Below are 19,227 nucleotides of genomic sequence, written 5' to 3' on the forward strand. Positions count from 1 at the left end.
TTTATACTTTTTCTGCCACGACTTTACCAAAGATCCCTTGTGGACGAGCTAACAGAATGACCAACAAGATGACCATGGCAACAGCATCCCTATACCCGGAAGAGATAAAACCTGCCGCGAAACTTTCAAGTACGCCAAGCATCAGGCCGGCTACCATTGCACCTGGAATATTTCCCATCCCCCCCATAACAGAGGCGGTAAAACCTTTTAGTCCCGCAAACACACCCATTGTCGGGTAAACAAGGAAGACTGGACCGACCAATATACCTGCCAGCGCACCCACGGCCGAACCAATGGCAAATGTAATGGAGATTACTTTGTTCGCATTGATCCCCATCAATTCTGTCGCTTGAATATTTTGGGAAGCAGCTTGAACCGCCTTTCCCATCAATGTACGATTGATGAAAACCTCCAATAGAATCATGACAACAATCGTCACAATAATGATGAAGATGTAATGCTGGTTGATCATCATTCCACCTATATTAATATTATCGGTGAGAAACGGGGAGGCCAGTCTTTCAGGCGAAGCACCCCAGATAAGTTGCGCCAAATTTTGAAGTAAAATCGCAATGCCAATTGCAGCAATCAGTAAGTTCAATTTAGGCGCGTTTCTCATTTTTTTATAAACTAGCTTCTCCATTAAGTAACCGAGTAAGGCCCCTGCCAACATTCCACATGTATAAGCCACCCATATCGGGGCTCCTAGATACATGAGGGTTATGGCAACAAATGCCCCTCCCATATACACCTCACCATGTGCAAAGTTAATGAACCGGAGCACATTCCAAACCATTGTATAACCAATCGCCATCAACGCATATACGCTTCCCAAGACAATCCCATTGATTAATTGATCTACAATCATACATAATCACCCTATTCTTGGATTACTACGAATTTTTGGTTTTTCACTTGCATAATCATCGGAGCATTTGCACGTTCTCCGTCTTCATCAAATTGAATTAAACCAGTTGTTCCGTTCAGTTGAATTTGTGCTAGTGCATCACGGACTTTTTCAGGCGAATCGCCACCCTCTTCAAAAGCTTTTGCGAGAGTAATCGCTGCGTCATAAGCAATCGCCGTATTCGCTTCAGGTTGAATATTATTCTCTTCACTCAACTTTATAAATTCATTCATTGCCTCAGTGTCCATATCCATGTTGATCATGGATGCAAAAATATGATTTTCAACTGCATCTCCACCCAATTCAATAAGTTGATCGGAATACATCGAATCATCCGGTGAAAAGAACTGGACATCTAATCCTGCTTGTTTGGCTTGCTGGGCAATTAATGCCACTTCATTGTACAAGCCTACGATCATCACAGCATCTGGCTTCAGTTGTTTTATTTTCGATAATTGTGAGGAGAAGTTTTTATCGCCCGGGTTATACGTTTCTGTCGCAATAAATTCTACACCTACCGATGCCGCCGCTTTTTTTGCAGATTCGGACATTGTGATGCCATAATCCGTATTTTCATAAAGTGACGCAATCTTCTTGACGCCTTTTTCCTCAGCCATATACTCCAAGACTGCCGGAACATACACTTGGCCTGTTAGAATAATGCGAAATAGATACTCATTCTCCAACGACGTAAATTCAGGACTTGCACCCATATGAACATGTAATGCTTTCGCATTTTTCGATACCTCTTGGGCGGCTAATGTTGGTGATGAATTATAGCCACCAATAATCGCCTTCACCTTGTCATTCATAACCATTTTGTTCACTACGGCAACTGCCTCGGATGGAGTTGCTTTATCGTCCCCAACGATCAACTCCAGTTTCTTTCCATTCACGCCACCTTCTGCATTTAGCTTTTTGAATGCGAGATCGACCCCATTTTTCATATCTTGTCCGTATTGTGCGTTGTCCCCAGTCATTGGAGCTTGCAATCCAACTCGGATCGTGTCCCCTTTACCAGACTCTTTCCCCTCCGCAGAATTCTCTTCCCCTGACGAACATCCTGCAAGGACTAGCATAAGCGCGATAATAGTAGCTACCAATGCATTCTTTTGTTTACCGAACTTCATTTCTATCCCCCCGTGAATAATTTAGTCGATGCCTAAAACGGTAATCGCTTACTAAAGTCTATTTTAAAATGGATCCCTCCCTTTCTTAATCATCTATTTAAGAAATTGTCCTTAAATCAACCCAAATTAAAAATAGATAAATCATACATCTCTAACACCTGCATCTATTAATTAAGAATATAAACTCTAATCTGAAAACAGTCAAGACATTTTTTAGAATAATTGAAATACATAAAGTTTTTCCGGTGTGATATATTAGAATTGTCTACTGTAAGACGCCTCAGTTGATTAAGAATTGAAATATATTCTCCCCAGTTTAGGTTACCAAAATAATTATTATAACAAGAAAATAATGAGGAGGGTTCAGATGGAGACTCGAATTTCGGAAATGACAGATGAAATAAAAGATTTATTGATTGAATGGCGTCGTGATTTTCATACCTATGCGGAAGCGGGTTGGGTAGAGTTCCGCACAGCTTCCCTTATCGCTTCCAGACTATCACGTTTGGGGTATGATATCCGTGCCGGTATCGAAGTGATGGACGCTCATTCCAGAATGGGGGTCCCTGATCAAAACTATTTGGAAGAGCAATATAGTCGAGCCCTCCAGCAAGGAGCGGATCCGGAGTGGATTTCCCTATTGCGGGACGGGTTTACAGGAATCGTCGGTATTTTGGATACAGGTCGCCCGGGACCAACAATTGGATTGCGCTTTGATATGGACGCTTTGGATCTGCAGGAATCTCATGACGATACCCATTTGCCTGTAAAACGTGGATTCGTTTCAGTCAATGAACGGATGATGCATGCGTGCGGTCATGATGCACATATGGCAATCGGGCTCGGAGTCGCTTCCCTTCTGTCCAAGATAAAAGATCGTTTGCGAGGTAGATTCAAACTGATATTCCAACCCGCTGAGGAAGGCGTGCGGGGTGCCAAATCGATGGTGGAAGCTGGTGTTGTAGATGATGTCGATATTTTCCTTTCCCAACATATTGGTTTAGGCGCGGAACTTGGTGAATTTGTCTGCAGTGATCTGGGCTTCCTTGCTACGACAAAGTTAAATATATCCTTTTTAGGTAAGGCGGCACACGCAGGAGCTAATCCAGAAGAAGGTAAAAATGCCTTATTAGCCGCTGCTACAGCAACCTTGAATATGCATGCCATCTCATCACATAGTAAAGGTGAATGCCGTATCAATGTTGGCACATTCCATGCAGGTAGTGCCCGTAACATTATCCCGAACAAGGCTGTCATTGAAGTGGAAACTCGTGGGATCAATACGGATATAAATGACTATATGCTTGAACGCGTTAGTAAAATTGTACAAGCCTCAGGAGATATGTATGAAGTGGAAACGATGATTGAAATTGTTGGAGCAGCGCAGACTTGTTCACCAAGTGAGACCCTATTGAATTTCTTACGTGAGGCTGCTGGTCAAGTTGAAGAAATCCATAAAATTACGAGCAGTTTCACATCGGGCGGATCGGAAGACGCTACCTATATGATGTCACGTGTAAAGGAAAACGGAGGGCAAGCCGCCTATGTCCTGTTCGGGACCACACTTGCTGCGGGTCATCATCATGAAAAGTTTGATATCGATGAAGAAGTGATTCCTCTTGCCGTAAAAACAATTGTTTCCTGCATCACGCAGCCTGAAATTTCCTTAATATCATCATACGGAGGTAAATAACTTTGAAAACAAGAGTCGGAATTGTAGGACCAAGAGATACTGTAGAAATTATGAATGAGATTGCCCAGGAATTCGATGAAAAAATGATCCCGATTTGTTTTGAATATAAAAACGCTGTCGAAACAACCGAAATTGTTGAAAAGAATCAGCATGCTATCGACATTTGGGTTTTCTCAGGCCTCACTCCCTATTCCCTTGCAAAAAAAAGTTCGTCAAATCAACTCTTTTTCTATCTGAAATTTAACGGGTCTAGCTTAACAAGGTCATTATTGGATGTTGTGTATAAAGGCAAAAAAGAACTGGATAGAATTAGTTTTGACATGCTCGAAAAACGCGATGTTACGGAGACTTATCGTTCATTGAACGTTTCGGATGAAAACTGCCATCTTTATGAATATCATGGCTTTACCCCAATCGAAGAAATCGTGAATTTTCACGCGGATTTATATGAAGAAGGCAAAGTGTCCGTTTGTGTAACTTGTTTAAGCGACGTGTTTGAAATATTAAATAGTAAGAATATCCCCGTTTATAGGGTCACGCCTACCCGAGCGAATATGCGATCAACCTTTAGTATTGCATTGCAACAATGGGAGGCTTTGAATTTCAAACAATCCCAGCTTACTGTCATGTTGATTACAATCGATAACATCAATAAAATTGAAAAGCCCCATTCATTTTCATATGATTTACATCGGTTGAACTTGGAACTGCAATCAGCAGTCTTATCGTTCACAGAATCTATCTCCGGCTCATTTTTATCGATTGGGACCGGGACTTTCATCATCTTTTCAACGCGAGGTTCCTTGCAAGATGCTGGTCATCAAAGCGTGCGACTATTGGATCAATTATCCATTATTACGGACCTGCCTGCTAATATCGGAATCGGCTACGGAGACTCCTCCCTTGCTGCGGAAGAAAATGCAAGATTGGCACTCTTACATGCCCAAAATTATAACCCGAACAGTGCATTTTTAGTCGAAAACAATGGAACCGTCAAAGGACCTCTTAATAAAACCAAGAGTATTTCCTTTGAATTTAGAAACGAAGATGAGGCTATAGGTAATCTGTTGAAAGAAAGCGGTGTCTCCATCACTTCATTCAACAAAATCATGTCTGTCCAGCGAAACTTAGGCAAGCATAACATTACAGCTGCTGAAATCGCCGAATGGCTCAAGATGACCGAGCGCAATGCACGCCGACTTCTTACTAATCTCACTAATGTCGGTATTGCAAAAGTTGTTGGCCAAGAAGCGCCTACTACACGAGGGCGACCACGGAATATCTATCAAGTAGGCCTGGATCTCCTCTCGAATAATGGTGAATAAGTAACCAAAGTAAAAGCATGTTTTTCGGTTTGACAAATCTAAATAATTAGTCTATTCTGTTTAATGTTTAGAACAATAGATTGCCTTATCAATCGATGGAGAAGATAAAACTTTGAATGGCAATATTAGTTATAAACATTTGTCTATCTTAATTCAAAAAGAGAGGAGATTTTTTTATGCCATTTGTCCATATTAAAATGATCGAGGAGCGTTGCACTCCTGAAAAAAAAGAATTGATGATTAAAGAAGTTACTGATTTAATCGCCGGTATTCTGGAACAGGATATCGAAACTGTACGGATTCAAATCGAAGAAATGCGGCCAGAGGATTGGGGAATCGCTGGAGAATCCGTAAAAAAGCGTACTGAAAAAGCCTTGACCAATAGCCTTATCCCATAAAATCATTAGTCTAATTGTTCATTTTCGGTTGAAATAAGGAAATAAGCCGTAACTTTGAAGGGAATATTGAAAAGTACCAGTATCCAAACCAATTCTCAATTGGTTAAAATACTGGTACTTTTTTCTTGTTTATAGGCAAAAGACATAATCTGCTAAAATACTTCTGAATTGCGTTGTTCATCATTACTATCACAGGAAATTAATAAAAATATAAAGAGATAAGCAAGTAATGATATAACTCAACTTTCGAACCTAATTAAAAATAAAAATCCCCTTAAGTCCCGAAAGACTCAAGAGGATACTACAACCGATCCATATAATTTGACAACATGTTGTCGATAAACTCTCTAAACTGCGTTAGCATTTATGGAACAACATATTCATGAAATGCCCGTTCCACTTTTTGGCGACCGGCTTCGATTTCCGGATGGAATTGGATGGTGGCCGCTTCACGGATCGCTTTTACCTCTTGCATCGCTTGTTGGATGTTCTCGTTCTGTTTGGCGATGGAGTATCCGGCGAGTTTTCCTTGTGCACGTGCCACTTTGGCGCTCTCGATCCCGGTAATATTCCCGGCGACATACAATCCTTCGAGCGGCGTTTCCATTTGTTCATTATGAATCGGAACATGACCACCTAATTCTTCTACGTATTGGAATGGACAGCCGATGACCGCAGCAAGTTCTGTCAATGGATACAGACCGCCCGCGATGCAGACAAAATCGACCTCGATTTTCTTTTCAGTTCCCGGAATCACTTCCCCTTCAGGCGTGAGATCACACATCGTCACAGATTCCACTTTTTCAGTCCCGTTAATTTGCACGATCGCTTTTCGGATGTGGATCGGCATTCCCCACATTTTCACGCCGCCCTTTGGATAGAACTTCACGGCTAAGTCACGTACCCAAGCGGCTTTGGCGAATTTGCTGCCGAAACGGAGGAAAGCGGACGGCGCTAAATGGGCGATGCGCACCAAGCCTTCCATCACCTTTCCCGGATGTGCATGATTTTTCGTGACCGGGTTGCTAACAGGTAACGCCATGCTATGCAAACCCACTCCTGCAAGTTGTAGCTCACGAGCGATCGCGGCGGATAAGACGTTGACCCCCACGATGATTCCTTTATTGCCCACACGAACACGATGAACATTGGTCATCACTTGTGCCGCACCGATGGACATGACGCCAGGAAGCGTCCAACCCGGGATTGGCGCAGCCGTTTCTGCGGCGCCCGTTGCCAACAGAACATTTTTCGTTTCAAAAAGGCCATGATTGGTATGCACAATATAGCCACCCTCTATTTTTTCAAGATGATGGCAAGAAACTTCACATTGGATTGTCGTATTCAGCTTCTCAGCTTTCGCCAATAAAGCCTTCGTCTCTTCAATACCATTCCACCATTCCCCACTTGGTTCTTGGTGAAGTTGTCCAAGAAGCCGACCACCCGGCTTCGGAAATTCATCGATCACAAGTACATCCAAATCGGATTCACGGCAGGCAATTGCAGCGGATAAACCGGCTGGGCCCGCACCGATGATAACGACATCACGCATGCGGAACACCCTCCTTATGATTGTCATTCATTTTTTCAAATTCAGCGTACGTACGCGGCCATTCTTCAGGTGAAGCTTTAAATGGAGCAGGTTGCATTTTTCCACTTTCAATGACCATCTCATTTTGAATAGGCGTCATACATGCGCGTACGATTTTGGCATCATTTACTGTCACACGACATTCAAAACAATGCCCGATATTGCAATAAATTGCACGTGGGGTACCTGTCCCTTCATGCACACGCAATTGTCTAATACCATTAGCAAGGAGTGCAGATGCGATGGTGTCACCTTCCATTCCTTCATAGGTTTTGCCATCAAAAGTGAAGGTGACCGGCGGCCGATTCGTTAATTTCCCCAAAACCGGATGATCTACAATACGATTTGTCATCTCGATTCCCCTCCTAAGACAGATAATGATACAGGGCGAATGGGAGGTTGGACTTTTAACGGAATATCATGGCCTGCTCTTTCTCCTGTTACCGCTTCCAAAACGGCGTCTACAGCAGGTCTACATGTGCGTCCCCCGCAATAACCCATTCCGGCTCTTGTACGCAATTTTACTTCACGGGCGGAACAATTATAATGGCTGGTGGTCTGTTGAATATCTTCCAACGAAACTTCTTCACATCTACAAATAATCGTTTGATCCACGGGGCAACATCCTCCTTCTAAAGACATCACTATAAAAGTTGACACAATATCCTCTTCTATTCTAACATTAAGAAAGGATAAGTATATTCAAATTTTACTAAAAAAACATTATAATTCATTTTACATTCTAGAATAGACTACCTGACATTTACATGTCAAAGGAGGCTGGGAAGATGACGCAAAATAACCATGCTGAAGTAGCAATTATTGGTGGAGGTATTGTCGGTTGTGCAATCGCTTACTACGTTTCGAAATCAGGGATTGACTGTGTATTGATTGAGAAAAATGATATCGCAAGTGGTACCTCTTCACGCTGTGATGGCAACGTTACCATTGTGGATAAAGACCCTGGATTTGATAGTTTAATGTCCTGGAAAAGTCAGGAATTGACGATAGAGTTAAGTAACGAATTGGATTTACCATTCGAATACCGGGCACTCGGCAGTTTACTTGTCTGTGAGAACGATACGGAAATGCAAGCAGCGAAAGAATGGGTAAATATTCAAACGGCTGCCGGATTGAAGTTCAACTTACTTGACCGGGAAGACCTGCGACAAGAATCCCCTTATTTTGCAGATGATATTCCAGGCGGGTTGGAATGCGAAACGGATTCACTGATCAACCCTTACCTATTTTGCTATTCACTGATTGAAAAGGCCAAGCAATATGGTCTGAAGTTACAGACCCATGCTGAAGTGACAGCCATTACGAAAAAAGAAAATTTTACGATTGAAACGTCGAAAGGAACCTTCACCGCGAAAAAAGTGGTCAATGCGGCAGGCGTTTGGGCACCTTTCATTGGCAAAATGCTCGACCTCGACATCCCGATCATCCCAAGAAAAGGGCATATCATGGTGGGTGCCCGACAAAAACCGGTCATGATGCGCAACGTTATGGAATTCGGTTATTTAATGAATAAATTTGGCCGAGAACGTATTGTGGATGAAAGAACAGAAAAACACGGTGTCGCATTGGTGCTGGAGCCGACGGAAAGTCAGAATTTCTTGCTCGGAAGCAGCCGCCAATTTGTCGGGTATGATGGAAGGATCGATATCAATGTCGTGGAAACAATGGCGAGAAGAGCAATCCGTTTCTATCCGAAATTGAATGATTTCACGATGATCCGTACGTACACCGGTTTTAGACCGTGGACATCCGACCATTTGCCGATTGTTTCAGCTGTCGATGAAATCCCTGGTTTTTTCATCGCCGCAGGACACGAAGGTGATGGAATCAGCCTTGCTACCGTAACTGGCAAATTGATTGATCAATTGATCCGCGAAGAGTCGGACACGATCATTCCAATTGACCCGCTACGCTTTGAACGTTTTAGTAAAATACCTTCTTTGTAAAGTGGATTCATAATTGAAAAGTACCAAATTCTAACGCTGAACTGCATTAGAATTTGGTACTTTTTTCGAGTGGATTGTCGTAATTTTAATCGCCCTACTCTTCCCATTTCACAAGATTCGGATGTACATCCATTATGGATTCATATTGTGCTTTCACTCCATATTGACCTTGTGGATCAAGGGTCATGTACCTTTTATACTTTTCGGCACGGATTTCGGGCGTTGCCCATCCATAATGCTTAACTCTCAAATGAGAAATTTGATTGGGCAATTGAAATATATTTTCAGGAAATCGCCCACAATGTTGGACCGTCTCTTTCCAAGTATACCTAAAATCTTTTCGGTATCTTAATAGGAATGGACGGTACATCGAGTGGGCGCGCCAATGGTCGTCCTCGCGATAATGAGTCGCATTCCAAAAATCATACAATCTAAATGAATAAAGGTCGTATTTCTCTTGCAACAGTAGCCCGTTAATCTCTTGAATAAATCTGTCCTCAAACAGTTCATCCGCATCCAAATTTAAAATCCAATTCGGCTCCGTCTTGATCGTTTCCTCCCACTGTTGCTTGCGTAGGTCGATTTCATTGGAAAACTTGGAAACTTCATTTCTTATTATTGTCAATGGGATGCCCTTTAGCAGTTCCTCGCAAATTTCTACTGTATGATCTGTACTGCCATCATCGATAATGACAGCCTCGTCAATGATAGGCAGATGCTTGCTTAACACTTCTCGTAAATATCCGTTTCCTTCATTTTTTACAATCATCGATAAAGTCAGCTTCGGTTTAACGATGTACACATTTTCAAGGGTTGCCTTTTCGTTGCCATAGGCTTTATGAAAAAACTCAGGAATTCCCGCAACGTCCTCGTCCCGATAAATATGGTGCGCGGGATAATGTGTATCGACGTGTAACGCCAATCCAAGGGCTGCTGCGCGGATACAAAAATGCCGGTCCTCTCCCCAAAACATTAGATTAGGGATTTGGTTAAAATTGACCCCTTTCTGAAGTGCCTCCCCTGACAGCAGCGTACATGCACCAAGTCCCCCCACTTCATATACGCCTGGCACTCTCAACTTATTCAAGAATTCGTTGAAGCGTATCCTAGTTTGCTCATCGGATAGCTGTTCTCCCCGTTGCTTTTGATATTGGATATACTCGTCATAGAGCCACACTTGTGGTTGTTCGATGGCAGTCGGTTGCCATCTAGTCCAAAAGATTTCAGAAATGATCTCTTTTTTCTGCTGAACGAGATGTGTAATGGTTTGCGGATATAATAAAAGATCTGAGTCAACTAAAAATAGATAGTCCACATCTTGCGTTTTTGCCGTTTGGATGATTGTGTTCTTAAAATCCGCTACTTTCCAAACTAGATGCTCATTCCAATAATGGGTAATCCCATCCCTTACATATTCATCTTGATACGTTGACTTTTCAATAAGCACGGATGGATTGCGCTCTTGAAATTTTTCCAGAAGCCGACTAGATTTCGGATTTTTATTATCATCTATAAAATGAAAAGCGAATGTGAGATCTTCTTGTTGAAGTTGTTCCAAGGAATACAAAAAGGCACCTAATATTTCCGGCTTTTGATGCACCGGACTTGCGATCAATACTTTCTTTTTTCCCTCTATCTCATTCACCATCTTTCCATTCATAAAGGTTCTCGTTCCTCAATTATTATATGTATCCCACAATATAAGTTCACTACTGCCGTGCATCTAGATTTATTTTCAATTTACAGGATAATAGAAGGTGTTCATTCGCTAGTTTATTGGAGGTTTTATTGTGGGAATTAATAGCATTACGTTGCCGACTGCCTATATGATCGAAACGCTACGCAATAACGGCATATCTGATGAACAAATCTTTCATCAAATCAAGAAACGGGATGTAACGCCTTGGGACTATTTGAATTCAAATTTTGACTTTACAAATCTTGTCGAGCTTTCCGACAAAGATCAAACTATTTTTGAATCCATTATTCGTGACGGGTATACCGTGAAATTTGTGACGATAAGAGGATTGCAGACATTGTTGCAATTGAAGTTTGATAAGATTGCAGACCGCGATTACCAAGTAACCGAAACAGGCATTTCAGGATTACAGTTGGAAGAATCTGATTTCATGGAACTGAAACAATTACTCTCTCCAAACTGTAAAATACAAGAATCGCTTCCCGCGAATAAAAGGATTTCCATCGAGCTAGTCTATAAGTGAAAAAAGGTTCCTGGGGCTAGATTGCCAAGAGGAACCTTTTTTTATGTGCTGAAACAACGTTGTTTACTTTGAGTAAAGCGTTGCGAATCGAACAGCAAAGGGTTCGATTTGCCTTATTTCTGCGTCTTTTGCAGAAATTAAGACACTTGGATAAGCGCAATTTACTCCCTTCAAAATCCGTGACATCCGCCGGAGGCTTGGGCCAACAGGATGTTGGTCACTCAGGCGTTGCCAATCAAACAGCGAAGGGTTTGATTTGCCGTATTTCTGCGGTTTTTTGCAGAAATTAAGGCACTTTCATTCAGGACGCGGCGACCTTAGCCTGAGTTCCTCTAATCAGCCGGGATTTGAACCCCCGCTGTATTGAATGCATGTCTAGCATTCATCCCGCCACTTATGGAAGTGGGGGACTTCTGTAGTTGACGCTTCGCTTTCAGTACAAAAAGATTTGCTGAAGCAAGTTAAATCGACATACTTTCTTACAACTGCGTTTGTTCTTGGAGCTTTGCCGCAAAATACTTACGCGCTTCGGCGGTCTGAATCTGCAAACAAACTTCTTCTTCCTGCCGTTCAAACTCGACAAACATCCCGCTTAAATTTTCATACACATTATGGATTTTAAAGCCCCTGTCTAAATAGTCATCTACTTGTTTCATTTCATCCATGCTAAGTAAATGATCCGACATAAACACACCTCGCTTTTCTTATTCAGCACCTTTTACTTCGATTTCTTGCACGACGATATCGTCCCAATCGTGACCAACTGTAATCCCTAAATACTTGGCGTCACTAGGATCGTCTAGTTCGGCTTGCGGGTACTTTTTGAACCACCAATATTTCGCCAAGACATAGTACACGAGTGCCCCTACGAAAAAGCCCACCAATGAAGAATACGTTGAGAACATATTTGCTAAGACACCGCCAATCACCCAAGCGATTAACCCCGCTAAGTTAAAGCCATTCGTATACTTATATTGGCCGTCTAACTCATACAGATCTTTTACGTTCACACGACGTTTACGGATTAAATAATAATCAGCGAATAATATCCCCACTATTGCTGTTAAAATACCGCCAATGATTAATAGCGCATTGACTAGGACGCCAAATAAGCTCCATGGCTGTGCTAAAACCCCAATAACCCCCGCGACAATAACCCCAGCCCAGAACGGCACTTTTGGTCCACCAATGTTCGAGAAAATCGTTGCTGCAGGAATAACGTTTGCGGACGTATTTGTCGACCATTGCGCTAACACAATCATTAGCAATAAAATCCCTAACACAAATCCACTTGCACTTTGCTGCAAAGCATTGATCGGATCAGCAGATGCCACGGCCATATAACACACTGCACCAATGGTTACGATAAATGTATTGGTAATCGGCATCACGATTAAAGAGCCAACTAACTGTGTTTTATTGCGCTTGAACCAATTGCGTTCATTTTTTGGTGCTTTAAAGAAACGTGATAGTGATGGCATATCCGCTGCTAACGTTGCCCAGAATCCCATGTTCGCCATAATCACGACCATGAATGCTGTAAAAGCTGCCACTCCTGTCGTCGGTGATTCCACCCAAGTCCACACATCTTTACCTTGAGCCGTCGCCTGATCGGCGAGCGTAATATACATCCAGCACGATATTAAAATAATAATCGGCGCCGCTAAATCCGCAAAGCGCTCAATGGATTTAATGCCGAGCGATGTGTTAAATAACTGTAATGCCGCAAAAACAAGGAAACATAAAAACCAATTATTAAAGCCGAATAATAAATTCAAAATCCCATTGATGGCCATTGCGCCAAAATAGGTATTAATCCCGAACCAACAAGCAGCTGTCACCCCACGAACAAGAGAAGGTAAATGCGTGCCAATTGTCCCAAATGGGGCACGCATATAAACCGGGAAGGACAAGCCATGCTCAATACCAATATCACCGATTAACGTCATAAATACGCCAATTAACACAGAACCTATCATTGTCGCTAAAATGACCATCGGCAATGGCAAACTCATAATAGCTGATCCGCCAATTGCAAAGGCGGCTAAAACGATGGCCATTCCTACCCAAATCACAGCAAAACCAAATGTCCCGATATTTCTTTGTTGGTGTGTCACTGGAAGTAAATCTGGTGATTTTAAATAATCCCCACCATTCGCCATTCATGCCTCTCCCTTATAGTAGATTTCCAGTTGATCAACAAACAATTCACTTCTTTTTTATCGGGCAAAATTACTGATAAGTGATTGACGTTCGTTCCAGGTCATTGGCGCAATCGTAGACTTTCTTTCGACCATCGAAATCGCACCGTCTACTGGGCACACAATCGAGCATAAATTACAGCCTACACAATCTTGTTCACGCACCTTGAGCATCGGACGACCACTCTCTGTGTACAGGTCAATACATTGATGCGACGTATCTTCACATGCAATATGGCATTTATTACAATTAATACAAACATCATTATTAATTTCAGCAACAATTTTGTAGTTTAAATCTAAGTCACCCCAATCAGAATAACGTTGGACCGACTGGCCGACTAGATCCGTCACCGAGGCAATGCCCTTGTCATCCAGATAATTATTAAGTCCATCAATCATATCTTCGACAATACTGAATCCGTGGTGCATCGCTGCTGTACAAACCTGTACACCCGTTGCACCCATCAGCATAAATTCCGCAGCATCCTGCCAATTTGAAATCCCACCAATGCCCGAAATGGGTACATTGACGAAAGCATTGCGCGCACATTCTGCGACCATATTTAATGCAATCGGCTTGACAGCAGGCCCACAATATCCGCCATGCGACCCTTTCCCACCAACATGCGGCACCGTATTCCATGAATCTAAATCGACACCCGCTAAACTGTTAATCGTATTAATCATACTAACGGCATCTGCCCCGCCTTGCACCGCCGCTTCTGCCGTCACTGTAATATCTGTAATGTTTGGCGTGAGCTTGACGATAACAGGTGTACGTGCAACTTCCTTCACCCAGTACGTTTGCTTTTCAACCAATTCAGGGACTTGACCAGAGGCAGCTCCCATTCCTCGTTCTGCCATCCCATGTGGACAACCAAAATTAAGCTCAAGACCATCAACCCCCACAGCTTCTACTTTTTTGACAATCTCATGCCACTTTTCCTGCTGTGGCTCTACCATTAACGAAGCGATAATGGCATGATTCGGAAACTTTTTTTTCGTTTCAAGAATTTCCTGTAAATTAACCTCTAACGGTCGATCCGTAATGAGCTCAATATTATTAAAGCCCGCCACTCTCTGTCCATTAAAGCTGACAGCTGCAAAGCGCGATGAAACATTTAAAATGGGCTCACCTAACGTTTTCCAAACTGCGCCACCCCAGCCTGCTTCAAATGCACGTTGCACCTGATAGCCCGAATTAGTCGGTGGTGCCGATGCCAACCAAAATGGATTCGGTGATTTAATCCCCGCTAAATCAATTCGTAAGTCCGCCATGCTACATCCCCCCTATGCAATCTCGCTCGTTTTTTTAAAACGCTCATGAATGATGTAAGCAACATCTTTACCTTGCTGTGCAGCTGTTACCACCATTGCTTCCCCTTGGCCATTGCCGAACACGACATCTCCACAGGCAAACACTTTGTCATTCGATGTTTGCATAGTCGTTTCGTCAATATCTACTACTCCGTTCGTATGCTGTAATCCAAACGTTTCAATGAGCGAGACAAAGCGCGTTTGTCCAATTGCTTTAATGACCGCGTCCACCTCTAGTACAAACTCAGATCCCTCGATTACTTCCGGTCGTTGCCTGCCGTCTGCACCCGCCTCTCCAAGCTTCATCTTGACGCATTCAAGTCCCACTACTTTCCCTGTCTCGTCCCCGATAATTTGTTTCGGCGCTGTCAGCCACTTAAATCCAACGCCATCCTGCTTGGCAAATTCATATTCAAATTGGTAGGCAGTCATCTCTTTTTCTGTTCTTCGATAAAGAATGTCCACTTGCTCTGCGCCTAGTCGCACAGCACAGGTTGCACCATCGATGGCTGTGTTACCAGCACCAATAACCGCAACACGTTTACCGACCAAGTCTTCCGTCAGTGCACCCATTTTTGTGTGCTTGATAAATTCAATGGCATCATGAACGCCAGCTAGTTCCTCACCTTGAATGCCAAGATTAGGCACTGCCCCCATCCCAACCGCTAAAATAACGCTGTCATATTGCGCTAAAATTTCCTTAGCAGAAATATCCACGCCTACTGTTGTGTTTGTTTTAATGTCCACACCAAGCTTTTCAACTTGCGCCACTTCCCAATCCACTACATCATTCGGTAATCGGAATGATACGATGCCGTAGGTACCCAAGCCCCCCGCCTTTGCTTCTGCTTCAAAAATTGTGACACTATAGCCGAATCGACTAAGCTCACGCGCCGCCGATAAACCAGCTGGACCAGCGCCAACAATCGCTACCTTTTGTCCATTTGTTTGCCCTTTTTTAAATAGCTCGACATCTGATTCCATCGCCCAATCTGTTGCATAGCGTTGCAAATGCCCGATTTTAATAGGCTTTGTCGAGGAATTTAACACACATGCCCCTTCACATAATTCCTCGGTCGGGCATACTCGCGCACAGCTTGCACCAATCGGATTGGCCTCCATAATTGTCATGGCCGAACCTTTCATATTATTGGAAGCTATCTTTTTAATGAAATTCGGAATTGGAATACTTGTTGGACAAGCTGTAATGCAAGGTGCGTCATAGCAGTACAGACAGCGATTCGCCTCTTCTAGTGCTTCATTTTTTGTCATCCTGCTCGTCATTTCCACAAAATTCCGTTCGAGTTGCGAAGTCATTGAAACATTCCCCCTCATGGATTGATGTTTAGACGTTGATTGTTTGCGCAGTCGTCGGCTGTAGTGCACGCTTGATGTATCGGCCACTGCCTAGTGCTCCTACAAATTGTTTGTTTTTAATGACGTATTCACCACGCACAAGTACACTGATAGGTTCACCTGTTACTTCCCAGCCCTCATACGGGTTGTAGTCGACGTTCATATGATGGGTGTTCGCTGAAATTTCACGTTTTACCGTAGGATCAAAAATGACGATATCCGCGTCAGAACCAATCGCAATCGTTCCTTTTTGTGGATATAAACCGAAAATTTTTGCGGCACTTGTCGAAATCATATCGACGAAGTCATGGATGGAAATTCGCCCTTTCGCCACACCTTCAGAAAATAAAATGCTAAAACGATCTTCGATAAACGGTCCACCATTTGGAATTTTAGAAAAGTCGTGTAACCCTAATTGCTTTTTCCCATTAAAGCTAAATGAACATTGGTCCGAGCCAATCGTTTGCAATTGCTTGGCTTTTAGCGCATTCCACAAATGCTCTTGATGATATTTCGGGCGAAGCGGTGGTGACCAAACATATTTCGCCCCCTCGAAGCCTGGCTGTGCTAACGCTGACTGATCGAGCGTTAAATAAGGTGGACATGTTTCCCCATATACGTCATAGCCCTTTTCACGCGCTGCGATAATTTCATCTAACGCCTCTTTACACGTTACATGTACAACATAAAGCTTGGCACCTGCGATATGTGCTAGTTCAATAGCCCGTTTCGTCGCCTCGCCCTCTAATTCGGCGGGACGCGTCAGTGCATGATAGATGGGCGCCGTCTGACCAGCTTGCTTCGCCTCCTCTACTAATTCGTCGATGACTGAGCCATTTTCACAGTGGACCATGACAACTGCGCCCATGTCTTTTGCGATTTTAAACGCTTTGAACAGCGTACGGTCTGTCGCTTGAAATTCTTTTGCGTAAGCCATGAACACCTTGACAGACGTAATCCCTTCTTGCTCTAGTAACAATGGCAACTCGGCTTCTGTTTCAGGCGTTAAATCACTAATCATTAAATGAAAACCGTAGTCAATGGCTGATTGACCCTTTGCTTTTACATGCCACTTTTCCACAGCTGTCGCAAGTTTTTCTTCACCCGCAGATAAGCAAAAATCTAAAATGGTCGTCGTCCCACCGAAGGCAGCTGCAATTGTACCCGACTTCCAATCATCATCTGTCACCGTGTTGTTAAACGGCATATCCAAATGCGTATGCGGATCAATTCCCCCAGGCATTACGTATTTACCCGTTGCATCTACAATTTCCGCTCCGTCAGCTGATAAATTTTTTCCAATTTGTACAATTTTACCGTCCTCTATTAAAATATCCGCCTCATACATCTCTGAAGCTGTTGCAATTAGTCCACCTGTAATCACTTTTTTCATGCTACCCTCACCCTTCAATTAATGAATAATCAATTACGCCTCGGCGTAATTGCGTCCAGATTTTGAATTGAGTAAAGCTCAATTAACTCCCTTCAAAATCTGTGACATCCGCCGGAGGCTTAACTTGAATCAGCAGGGAGTTTGGACTCCTCTGATTGAAATGCCTTCTGGCATTCATCCCGCCACTTATAGAAGTGAGGGACTTCTGCTGAATCAAGTTAAATGGATCAACTACTTTTTGTGATGAACCTATAGACTAGCGAATGATCGTATTTTAGCCTGCACTTCTCATGAGTTAAGTGTTTGTTTTTTGTCCACGCTGAATTTCGTTTGTAGTGTCAACACGGTTTCCAGTAGCACGTCTGCTCCCTTTGCACAGTCCTCAAATGTCGTTTCTTCCTCCTCACAATGACTTTTCCCGTTAATACTTGGTACAAAAATCATTGCCGAAGGGATGAAGCTCGCGATATACTGGGCATCGTGCCCCGCTCCGCTGAACATCCGATGGCAGGAGTAACCAAAGTACTGACATGCTTGTTCCACTTCATTGCAAATGGCTGTATCAAAAAATACCGTCTCCCTCCCCCACAGCTTAACCGGACGAATGTAGCAACCGTTTTTCTCTAAAGCTAAGCCTGTCAATAATTTCTCTACTTTGCGCATCACCGCTGGATTTTGGTGACGCGAATCGATAGTAAATACTACTTCATGCGGGATGACGGTATGAATATTAGGTGTCACGTGCATACGCCCAAATGTGAACACAAGCTCTTCGTCGATTTCGCCTAACTCCTCATGTAAAGACGAAATGATACGAGACGCTTCAATCATAGGATCTTTGCGCATCGACATCGGCGTTGTGCCAGCGTGATTGGATTCGCCTGTCACGGTAATTTCATAACACACCATACCTAAAACACCTTCGACCACACCAATTTCACGTTGCTTTGCTTCTAAAACCGGTCCTTGTTCAATATGCAACTCAATATAAGCAAGAGCTTCCGTTAAACGATTTCCTTGCTTCCCCTCATAGCCACTTGCCTGCAATGCTTCTTGAAAGGATGTACCATTTTTATCGACAGACTGTAGCATTTTTTCTTTACTGAATTTGGAAGCAATGACACCAGAACTCATCATTGCCGGATCGAAACGCGCACCTTCTTCATTCGTAAAATTCACAAGCATTAATGGGATTTCAAGCTCAATGTCATTTTCCTTTAACGTCCGTATCGCCTCTATTGCTGTTAAAATGCCTAAGACACCATCAAACCTGCCGCCCTTTTCAACAGAATCTAAATGGGATCCCAGTACGATTGGTGGGCAATCTTTTTTTCCTGGTAGAGTCGCATAGATATTTGCCATATCATCTATTTGAATATCCATGCCCAACTCTTTACAAATTGCGCAAAAATAATCTCTCGCTAACACATCCTCTTTCGAAAGGGACAAACGGGTTACGCCTCCATTGGTAGTTGCACCAAATTGACTAAATTGTTCAATTAAACTCTGCAATCGATTACGATTACATTTATACATATGCAAGTCCTCTCTTTCACAGTTATTAAAAATGGGATGATTATAAACTTGCTAAAATACAAAATATGTTGACGTTTTAATAATTATGCGGAATAGGAGGAAGTTATGAATACACACTAACCGCCAACAATTACGAGCAAATTTTAACACGCCCTCCGAAAGAAGTCGCCCACTTCTAAACGTTAGGG

General features: G+C 42.9%; 17 protein-coding genes. 5 read left to right on the plus strand and 12 right to left on the minus strand.

Annotated elements, in window-relative coordinates; genetic code table 11:
- Position 1: 1 nt before the first annotated feature.
- A complete protein-coding gene (locus tag ACFPRA_RS08515; RefSeq protein WP_381432696.1) occupies positions 2-868 on the minus strand; it encodes a branched-chain amino acid ABC transporter permease in 867 nt (288 codons plus the stop codon).
- A gap of 11 nt (positions 869-879) precedes the next feature.
- Positions 880-2,037: an ABC transporter substrate-binding protein gene (locus ACFPRA_RS08520; protein WP_381432701.1), complete on the minus strand. Its 1,158-nt coding sequence runs from the start codon at positions 2,035-2,037 to the stop codon at positions 880-882.
- Between the two features lie 367 nt (positions 2,038-2,404).
- Here ACFPRA_RS08520 and ACFPRA_RS08525 point away from each other — a divergent pair, with 367 nt between their 5' ends.
- From ACFPRA_RS08525 to ACFPRA_RS08535, 3 genes are all read left to right on the plus strand, one after another.
- A complete protein-coding gene (locus ACFPRA_RS08525; RefSeq protein WP_381432704.1) occupies positions 2,405-3,730 on the plus strand; it encodes an amidohydrolase in 1,326 nt (441 codons plus the stop codon).
- Positions 3,731-3,732: 2 nt separating this feature from the next.
- Positions 3,733-5,055 (plus strand): helix-turn-helix domain-containing protein, encoded by a 1,323-nt coding sequence (locus ACFPRA_RS08530; RefSeq protein ID WP_381432707.1) that lies wholly within the window; start codon positions 3,733-3,735, stop codon positions 5,053-5,055.
- Positions 5,056-5,231: 176 nt separating this feature from the next.
- Complete coding sequence (locus ACFPRA_RS08535; RefSeq protein ID WP_381432710.1) at positions 5,232-5,453, plus strand: tautomerase family protein; 222 nt, start codon at positions 5,232-5,234, stop codon at positions 5,451-5,453.
- A gap of 364 nt (positions 5,454-5,817) precedes the next feature.
- Here ACFPRA_RS08535 and ACFPRA_RS08540 read toward each other — a convergent pair whose 3' ends face one another.
- The 3 genes from ACFPRA_RS08540 to ACFPRA_RS08550 are packed head-to-tail and all read right to left on the minus strand — an operon-like array spanning position 5,818 to position 7,659.
- Positions 5,818-7,005 carry an NAD(P)/FAD-dependent oxidoreductase gene (locus tag ACFPRA_RS08540; protein WP_381432713.1) on the minus strand — a complete coding sequence of 396 codons (1,188 nt, stop codon included), beginning with the start codon at positions 7,003-7,005 and terminating at the stop codon, positions 5,818-5,820.
- Positions 6,998-7,396, minus strand: coding sequence for a (2Fe-2S)-binding protein (locus ACFPRA_RS08545; protein WP_381432716.1), 399 nt, complete (start codon positions 7,394-7,396; stop codon positions 6,998-7,000). Before ACFPRA_RS08545 ends, ACFPRA_RS08540 begins: the two co-directional genes overlap by 8 nt.
- Positions 7,393-7,659 carry a (2Fe-2S)-binding protein gene (locus ACFPRA_RS08550; RefSeq protein WP_381432719.1) on the minus strand — a complete coding sequence of 89 codons (267 nt, stop codon included), beginning with the start codon at positions 7,657-7,659 and terminating at the stop codon, positions 7,393-7,395. Before ACFPRA_RS08550 ends, ACFPRA_RS08545 begins: the two co-directional genes overlap by 4 nt.
- A 173-nt stretch (positions 7,660-7,832) precedes the next feature.
- Between ACFPRA_RS08550 and ACFPRA_RS08555 the strand changes: the two genes are divergently transcribed.
- Positions 7,833-9,011, plus strand: a complete 1,179-nt coding sequence (locus tag ACFPRA_RS08555) for an NAD(P)/FAD-dependent oxidoreductase (protein WP_381432722.1) — start codon at positions 7,833-7,835, stop codon at positions 9,009-9,011.
- Between the two features lie 94 nt (positions 9,012-9,105).
- Here the strand turns inward: ACFPRA_RS08555 and ACFPRA_RS08560 are convergent, their stop codons facing one another.
- A complete protein-coding gene (locus ACFPRA_RS08560) occupies positions 9,106-10,671 on the minus strand; it encodes a glycosyltransferase (RefSeq protein ID WP_381432724.1) in 1,566 nt (521 codons plus the stop codon).
- Positions 10,672-10,801: 130 nt separating this feature from the next.
- On the opposite strand from ACFPRA_RS08560, the gene ACFPRA_RS08565 reads away from it, so the two are divergent.
- Positions 10,802-11,233 (plus strand): hypothetical protein, encoded by a 432-nt coding sequence (locus ACFPRA_RS08565; protein ID WP_381432726.1) that lies wholly within the window; start codon positions 10,802-10,804, stop codon positions 11,231-11,233.
- A gap of 479 nt (positions 11,234-11,712) precedes the next feature.
- On the opposite strand, the gene ACFPRA_RS08570 is transcribed toward ACFPRA_RS08565, so the two are convergent.
- From ACFPRA_RS08570 to ACFPRA_RS08595, 6 genes are all read right to left on the minus strand, one after another.
- Positions 11,713-11,919 (minus strand): hypothetical protein, encoded by a 207-nt coding sequence (locus tag ACFPRA_RS08570; RefSeq protein WP_381432728.1) that lies wholly within the window; start codon positions 11,917-11,919, stop codon positions 11,713-11,715.
- An 18-nt stretch (positions 11,920-11,937) separates the two neighbouring features.
- On the minus strand, positions 11,938-13,395 hold the full coding sequence (locus ACFPRA_RS08575; protein ID WP_381432731.1) for an NCS1 family transporter: 1,458 nt from the start codon (positions 13,393-13,395) through the stop codon (positions 11,938-11,940).
- 57 nt (positions 13,396-13,452) lie between these two features.
- Positions 13,453-14,715, minus strand: a complete 1,263-nt coding sequence (gene preA, locus ACFPRA_RS08580; protein ID WP_381432734.1) for an NAD-dependent dihydropyrimidine dehydrogenase subunit PreA — start codon at positions 14,713-14,715, stop codon at positions 13,453-13,455.
- Positions 14,716-14,727: 12 nt separating this feature from the next.
- Positions 14,728-16,071, minus strand: a complete 1,344-nt coding sequence (locus ACFPRA_RS08585) for an NAD(P)-dependent oxidoreductase (protein WP_381432737.1) — start codon at positions 16,069-16,071, stop codon at positions 14,728-14,730.
- 28 nt (positions 16,072-16,099) lie between these two features.
- Entirely contained in the window at positions 16,100-17,503 is a 1,404-nt protein-coding gene (gene hydA / locus ACFPRA_RS08590) for a dihydropyrimidinase (protein ID WP_381432742.1), read from the minus strand.
- A 288-nt stretch (positions 17,504-17,791) separates the two neighbouring features.
- A complete protein-coding gene (locus ACFPRA_RS08595; protein ID WP_381432745.1) occupies positions 17,792-19,039 on the minus strand; it encodes a Zn-dependent hydrolase in 1,248 nt (415 codons plus the stop codon).
- Positions 19,040-19,227: the final 188 nt, after the last annotated feature.

The sequence above is a fragment of the Sporosarcina soli genome (assembly GCF_042655805.1).
Taxonomy (GTDB): Bacteria; Bacillota; Bacilli; order Bacillales_A; family Planococcaceae; genus Sporosarcina; species Sporosarcina soli.